Consider the following 7,221-nt stretch of genomic DNA (forward strand, 5'->3'; position numbering starts at 1 on the left):
CCTTCGCGAAGAACGCCGCCGCTTTTTTTGCGATTTCCAGCTCCATCTGCAAGCGCTTGTTCTCCGCCCGCAAACGCGAAAGCTCCATCTGTTCCGCCGTGACGACCTTCGCCCCCCGGGCCGTTCAGCTTGCCGGCTTCCGACGCCTTGAGCCAGTTGCGCAGCGTCTGCGTCGACATGCCCAGTTCGCGGGCCACAGCGCTCACGCCTTGCCCGTCCTTGACTCGTTGCACGGCCGCTCCCTTGAACTCCACCGTGTACACCTGATGCGGTACATTGAACATCTCTGCTTTCCTTCCTTTGGGTCGAGTTTATACGCGACCTGCTGGAAGGCGAAATTTCAAGGGAAGCTCATCTTTGGGTGTCTGGGTTTGCAGCCTGCTGGCCCGGCGGCACTCGAACGTGGTCTCCTGTGCCCTGGCCAATAAATTGGCGAGGATCGCTTGGGCTATCCTCGCCAAAGGGACACACTATCGAAGCATCGAGGCTGCCCTCGTAGCCTGACGCTTCCCATCGCTTACAGATTCAGTTTCGGCAGTCCCACTGGTTTTGCGGCGCGAGATACGTGAAGGCATAAACGACTCAACGGCCGGGCAAGTAACCTGAACTTAAAAACAGCACTTAGATGCTGAGAGATTTTTGAGGTTTGCCTGGCGCGGCTCCCATCATGGGGCGGGATCTTTCCCATCCACGACCCCGGATAGATTCGAGCAAGTCCACTTTAGGTCAACACCACCTCGTTTGCAAAAATCGAGGCTGACCATAGATTTTAAGTGGAACGTCCGGGGCGATCATGCTGCCGATTTGATCGCTGGCAGCGTCGCGAAGTATGCCTCATCGGGCGTCTGATCCGCCAGGCGCGAATGAGGAACGTTTGCCGTTGTACAGCTCAATATATTGGCCAATGGAGCGCCGGGCATGGCTGACCGACTCGCGTAGGCTCTCAAATAAATCTCTTCGTACTTGATGCTGCGCCACACGCGCTCGACTGCGACGAACACGTTGTCGCGCCAGGCGCCTTTGCCGTCCATCGACAGCCGGATGCCTCGGCCCAGCACCGCCTCGGTGAAGGCTCCCGCCGTGAACTGGCTACCCTGATCGGTGTTCACGATGTCGGGGTGCCCATAGCGGGCGAACGCTTCTTCCAGCACTTCAACGGCATGCACGGCTTCCAGCGTGATCGCTACGCGGTGCGTGAGGATCTTGTGGCTGGCCCAGTCCACCACCGCGGTCAGATACACGAAGCCGCGCGCCATGGGAACGTAGGTCGTGTCGAGTGCCCAGGCCTGGTTGGCCCGCTCGATCTTCATGCCACGCAGCAGATACGGCCAGACCTTGTGCTGCGCGTTGCGTCGACTCGTGCTCGGCTTGCAGTACAGCGCCTCCACACCCATGCGCTTCAAGAGCGTGCGCACGCGGCGGCGGCCGACCTCGTGGCCTGCCGGTCGAGTTCTTCCGTGACTTCCCGTCGTTCCTGAACTTCGCGTTCGATTCGCGCAACCTGCTCACGGTATGGCGGGCACATCCGAGCCTGGCCACCACGCTCGAGCGCGCGCCTTATGCCGCCCTGTACGGTCGTATCCAGGCGCGTGTGCAACTGAAGCCCGTGATCGAGCGCGAGCGCTTCGCGCAACTAATTGTGCACGCCCTGAAGAGCGCCGGCTGCACGCATACGCTGCTGGCCGACTCCGGGCTCGAACTGTTGCGGCAGGCCTCACGCGGTTTACCGCGACAGGCCGGGCGCATCCTGCGCACCGCCATGCAACTGGCCGTGCCCCGCGGCCTGAACCATCTGCCCGACGAACTGCTGCAACAGGCTATCGAGGAGTTCCGGTGAGCAGGCGCCACAAACACCCGAAGGCGTATTGCACGGCGCCGAAGATCATGCCTCGACCGCCTGCGTTACCCGAACTGACGGATGAAGCCGCCGCGCGGATCCAGCGACTGCTGGGCGAGTGGCTTCTGTGGTTCGGCGCGGCATACAACGAACAGATCCGTCGCTGCAACGAACCGTGGACGGCACCGCCACGCGAGCCGCCTCCATCTCATCGCATCGACGATCCCTTCTGGCGACACAGCAGCCCCGAGCTTAACAGCCGGGCCTGTGTTCGTCGTGCTGCGCGTCAAACGCGCGATGCCACCCCCATATCACTTCCATGTATCTCGCGTTCAATTCGCAAGGACCTCTATTCGACCAGCCCGCGACAACCAGCGTCGTCTCATCTCGAATATCTCGCGATACCGCGTCTCGTCTAACGCGAGACGTAACACTACCGAAGAACTTCTTGATGTCGAGGCCCAGCGCCCAAGCATAGCCCCCAGCCGCGCGGCCCGCCCACGTCGGGCGCCTGATGCGCGGACCGCCCAGGATGATAGCCGCATGAGTCGTCGTAAAACCACAAGCGATTACAGATATCGCTTGACCACCGTCTGAGCGATGCACTAATCGTGGGAATTTCAACGGCCTCGTCCCCACACCGTGCCTTCCGGGGGTATGTCAACCCTCAGCACCGGTGGTCTTCGCGGCACGACTGCCGCCCTCGTGAGACGAATTGTTCAGCGCGACTCGTGACAAGCCCCCCGCTTTACACGTCTAGTCAAGGACGCTACCGGCTTCACGATCTCTTACGAGGGCTCTTGTCCGAATAGACGGCTCTTCAGCCCATGTCAATTGTCGCGTATTGACCAAATGCTCACAAACGAAATGACGACTGTCGCACATCGGGCGGTCCGCACGACAATCTTCATCGGATATTAATCCACCTGAAGAAGTCGCACTGCGCCTGGTGGCTCCTTTTCGCCTCCTAATCTGAGTCGGCACGATCTGTGCTCTGGAATGCTCTGGAAATGTGAAGCGATCTCGCGCTTAACCCGTTTGACATCTTGGACGCCATACAGTAAAGCCTAAGTCGCACAGATATGATCTCCCCAAAATGCAAAGAGGCAACTGCACATATCAACGATACAGTGGCTTTCTTCCGCTGTAGCGCTCTATTGGTGAGCACACCAACTTCGGTGCAATCGTGGCAGCACGTCGCAGCGCCGTGCAGACAGATGTCGTCGAGCGAAACAGAGCTTCTCACTCACACGCCCCTGGAAATCTAATTATGCGTGATTGGGAAAGGTCGATATTTCTGGCTTTATTTGGTGCGTCATCCTTGGCTCAAGCACAAAGGACTGTGAATCTCTACGGTGTACTCGACGAAGGCATCATGTACCAAAGCAACGTTGCTGATAGCAAGAGAATTTCGCTTGACTCGCTTAGCGGCCTCATGGGAAGTCGATGGGGCATGACCGGAAGCGAGGACCTCAGTGGCGGTTTAGATGCAACATTCACCCTTGAGTCAGGCGTAAACCTAAATCAAGGTCAGGCTGGTCAGGGCGGCCTGCTATTTGGTCGTCAAGCCTTCATCGGTATCAAAAGCGACAACTGCGGCAGCCTGACATTTGGACGTCAATACGACATGATCTTCTACTTTCCCGAACCGCTGACTGCCGAAGCGCTGGTCGGGGGCGCGCCGGCGGGACACCCAGGGGATCTGGACAATGCGTCCAACACGGTTCGACCGAATAATTCTGTCCGATACATGAGCCCTGACATCTACGGCGCAAGCTTCGGAATTGAGTACAGCTTTGGTGGTATTCCCGGTAACTTCACATCTACCAGTGGTTATTCGGTAGGTGCAGGTTACGTGAACGGGCCATTGAAACTGGGGGCAACATTCGAGTACTTTAAGAACCCCACCGCAGCGCCAGGCACAGGATTTTTTACTGCCTATTTGAATGGGATCTCTCCTCTTCAAGGTTCTATCAACAGTGGATATGCCTCCGCCCAAGCGTACCAGTCTGTAGTCGTAGCATCCAACTACACAATCGGCCCAGTCATCGTGGCAGCATCGTTCTCTAATGTTCAATACGCAAATCTCGCCCTGTCTCATCTGGACGGAACGGTCATATTCAACAACTACGATGTCGGAATAATGTATCGTTTCAGCCAAGCGTGGACAGTCGCAGCATCATACGACTACTTGCAATCGAATGGCATTCAAGATGTTTCGGGACACATACTCGGAAACCAGCACTTCAACCAAGTAACGATTTCAACAGACTACTTTTTATCAAAGCGAACAGACGTCTATTTCGAAATCGGTTGGCAACAAGCATCTGGAACATCGTCTCGTGGGGTCCCCGCAGTTGCGAGCGTCGCGAATGTGGGTGACTCATCCAGCAATCGCCAGATCCTTGCTCGCGCCGCGATCCGTCAAAAATTCTGAATAGAGCTAAACATGCTGGAATGCAACGACTCACAGCACCGATCGATCCTCCCAAATGACCCGACTGACGCTGCCAGCGTTGGCACTGCAACTCGCGCACTAATTTTCATACGTTCCACCGCGTATCCGTAATATCATAGATATCAACGAACAATGTTGATCTGGATTAACGGTGACATGAGAAATCACAATATTATAGTTAAATACGCCAGACGCAAATGGACAGCCACCACACCAACCACCACCCACGGGGAGCACACGCCTGCAATAAAGTTAAATCGATCGGCAAGCATCAACTGAAAGGAGCTCTCTACGTTAACAACAGACTGGATCATCGCGCGCGTAGACGCTTTTTCGTGCCGCGCGTCCACTAACACGAACCTCACCTGGACTTCAGCAGAATGCAAAAATATGACCTACCAAGAGAAATAGCGAACCGCATCGTCGATCCGAAGTCCCACACGGACATCGATGGACTCCACGAAATTTACACTTGGGCACGCGCAAACAACCCTGTCGGGAGAGCGACGGCTGACGGGCATGACCCGTTTTGGGTGATTACAAAACACGCCGACGTCTCTATGATCTCACGGAATAATTCTCTATTCCACAATGGAGATTATTCTGTCGTGTGTCGCCCTAAAGCATCGATAGAGCATATTATGTCCTCGACCGGTTCGCCGAACATTGTTCGATCGCTCGTGCACATCGACGGCGAAGAACACAAAAGTTTACGCGCGCTGACTCAATCCTGGTTCATGCCGAACAGTATTCTCAAGCTTGAAGACCGTATTAGATCGCTTGCCCGTGCGATGGTCGCGAAGCTGCAGCAACACAACGGAAAGGTGATCGATTTTTCAGGCACATTCGCGTCGCAGTACCCACTGCACGTAATCATGGATATTCTCGGCGTCCCTCAGGAGGATTTTCCTCGCATACTTGCACTAACTTACGAGATGTTCGGGAGTGAAGACGAGGAATACACACGCGATACGCTGCGCCAAGGCGACGCGAGCAGTGCGACGGGCAAGGCGCTCCTGTCTGTAGTTGACGACTTCAGGGAGTACTTCGAAAGCTTAAACGAAGCGCGCCGGAAGGACCCGCGCAATGATGTCGCGACTTTGCTAGCCAACGCGGTCATCAATGGGCAGCCTATCGATGACGTAACCCGCCTCGGCTACTACGTAATTATCGCTGCCGCTGGGCATCATACAGTGTCGTCGTCCACGTCGGTCGCAATGTGGGCATTGTGCCGCTTTATGGAGCTGCTACCTCAGCTTCAGGCAAATCTATCGCTCATTCCACAGTTTATCGATGAATGCCTTAGATTCGCATCGCCGGTTCATCATTTCATGCGTACAGCGACTGCCGACACTAATATCCGGGGCCGCAAAATTCGCAAGGGAGATTGGCTGATGTTGTGCTATGGCTCGGCGAATCGCGACGAAGAAGTCTTCCCTTCGCCATTCACATTCAATATTGATCGCAGACCCAACCCACATATCGCGTTCGGTGTCGGCGGTCACGTATGCCTTGGTCAACATCTCGCGCACATGGAGATGCGGATTCTGTTCGATGAGCTGATTCCGAGGTTGCAACACGCTGAGCTAGTGGGTGAGATCGAATACATGGAGTCAAACTTCGTTTGTGGACCGAAACACCTTCCCGTTCGCTGCATGTTGCAATAACACAACCCGCAATATCCGGATGCACGAAGCAGCTAGCCGTGTATCGAACGAGCAGGTCAATAACAGGGGTGGCATCAGAGCCCCGCGCATCCGGCATGAGGTGATAGGCCTACACCGAAAGCGCCCAAGCCCAACCTTCGATCCGGGTGCCATGCACGCTCATCTTATGACATTGACATGTCAAGCTGCGAATTGGACTCTAGAACCGTGCGCAGTGCCGGGATTGCATCGCACCCTTGCGTTCGCGATGAGGACAGCTGCCGTATCACGCGCAGCGACCATTCCGCCGCTGTGTGCACGTCGGCTATCAATCAGTGTTAGGTTCCAGCTGTCCTCGCCCAGATTAAACGCCATCTACAGGCGGCCACCTGACGCCGCATTGCACCCATGCCTTCCTTATTCCCGCGGCATTACCAGAAAGCGCATGGTCAGAGCGGCTGGATGCTTATCGCCTGCCTGCCCTTGGGCCCGTTTTTTACTTCGAAGGTTACCCTTTGATTATCCTGTAGCGTCTTGAAGCCCTCTATCTGGATGTCAGAGTAATGCACAAACAGATCGCAGCTTCCGTCGTCTGGCTGAATGAATCCGTACCCTCTCTCATTGTTGAACCATTTAACCCTACCCGTTGCCATCTTCATTTCCTTATCGACGTTTTGTATCAATATAGGATATCCTTAAGGAAGAGTACCCGACGCACCAAACTCACAAATTGATTTGCGTCAACCTACCTTTTCCAAATACAGATCATTGTCGCGCGTCGCGCTTTTTAACCGCATATTAATCCCCCCCCAAATCTCTTCTTCCGGACACCCCCGGGTTATGCAGCAGAATCCCCTGCCCGCCGCGCCGCCAAGCCAGGCTTACACGAACCGGGTTGACGTCATGAAGCCACGCGATGGATGAGATGACTGTTCTACATGCAAGTTTCAACCGGGAACCTTGGTCCGGGACATCGGAGCGCGGCTGCAGTCACACCCCCTTATTCATTCACCCTCATTCACTCACAATGAGCGGAATCCACGATCTCTTTGTCTTCACGCAACACGAAACTACGTGATCTGCGTTATTACGAACGACCCAGCACCGTGACGAAAAAATGACAATGCTGCACCCGATTATGGGACGAAAACCGGGCGTTGCCGCTAGGGTGGGCGGCTTCATGCTGGTTGAGCCCTACCTATTCACCTGACGAACCTGACATCGCGATCATCTTCCACGCATACACGCATTAGCATGCGTTAAGTTTTTCGTAAAAATAA

General features: G+C 55.2%; 4 protein-coding genes and 3 pseudogenes. 4 read left to right on the forward strand and 3 right to left on the reverse strand.

Annotation, left to right across the window (positions count from 1 at the left end; genetic code table 11):
* Window positions 1-284, reverse strand: a pseudogene (locus BMI01S_RS35270) (transposase); the annotation flags it as partial.
* A 70-nt stretch (window positions 285-354) separates the two neighbouring features.
* Here BMI01S_RS35270 and BMI01S_RS40020 point away from each other — a divergent pair.
* Window positions 355-504 (forward strand): annotated as a pseudogene (locus tag BMI01S_RS40020) (IS110 family transposase); the annotation flags it as partial.
* Window positions 505-791: 287 nt separating this feature from the next.
* Here the strand turns inward: BMI01S_RS40020 and BMI01S_RS35275 are convergent.
* A pseudogene (locus tag BMI01S_RS35275) lies at window positions 792-1,439 on the reverse strand (IS3 family transposase); the annotation flags it as partial.
* A 152-nt stretch (window positions 1,440-1,591) separates the two neighbouring features.
* Between BMI01S_RS35275 and BMI01S_RS43565 the strand changes: the two are divergent.
* The 3 genes from BMI01S_RS43565 to BMI01S_RS35285 all read left to right on the forward strand — a co-directional run bounded on the left by BMI01S_RS43565 (window position 1,592) and on the right by BMI01S_RS35285 (window position 5,962).
* Window positions 1,592-1,837 (forward strand): hypothetical protein, encoded by a 246-nt coding sequence (locus tag BMI01S_RS43565; RefSeq protein ID WP_028215479.1) that lies wholly within the window; start codon window positions 1,592-1,594, stop codon window positions 1,835-1,837.
* Between the two features lie 1,270 nt (window positions 1,838-3,107).
* Window positions 3,108-4,274, forward strand: a complete 1,167-nt coding sequence (locus BMI01S_RS40030) for a porin (protein ID WP_081716323.1) — start codon at window positions 3,108-3,110, stop codon at window positions 4,272-4,274.
* Between the two features lie 401 nt (window positions 4,275-4,675).
* Window positions 4,676-5,962, forward strand: a complete 1,287-nt coding sequence (locus BMI01S_RS35285; protein ID WP_036022189.1) for a cytochrome P450 — start codon at window positions 4,676-4,678, stop codon at window positions 5,960-5,962.
* A 428-nt stretch (window positions 5,963-6,390) separates the two neighbouring features.
* Here the strand turns inward: BMI01S_RS35285 and BMI01S_RS35290 are convergent, their stop codons facing one another.
* A complete protein-coding gene (locus BMI01S_RS35290) occupies window positions 6,391-6,594 on the reverse strand; it encodes a cold-shock protein (RefSeq protein ID WP_028215481.1) in 204 nt (67 codons plus the stop codon).
* Window positions 6,595-7,221: the final 627 nt, after the last annotated feature.

Source organism: Paraburkholderia mimosarum LMG 23256 = NBRC 106338 (genome assembly GCF_000739815.1).
In the GTDB taxonomy this organism is placed as follows: domain Bacteria; phylum Pseudomonadota; class Gammaproteobacteria; order Burkholderiales; family Burkholderiaceae; genus Paraburkholderia; species Paraburkholderia mimosarum.

What these genes read in the sequence shown, in the direction of transcription:
- BMI01S_RS40030 (WP_081716323.1), top strand. Translation starts at nt 3,108, where the DNA reads ATGCGTGATTGGGAAAGGTCGATATTTCTGGCTTTATTTGGTGCGTCA.
- BMI01S_RS35285 (WP_036022189.1), top strand. Translation starts at nt 4,676, where the DNA reads ATGCAAAAATATGACCTACCAAGAGAAATAGCGAACCGCATCGTCGAT.
- BMI01S_RS35290 (WP_028215481.1), bottom strand. Translation starts at nt 6,594, where the DNA reads ATGGCAACGGGTAGGGTTAAATGGTTCAACAATGAGAGAGGGTACGGA.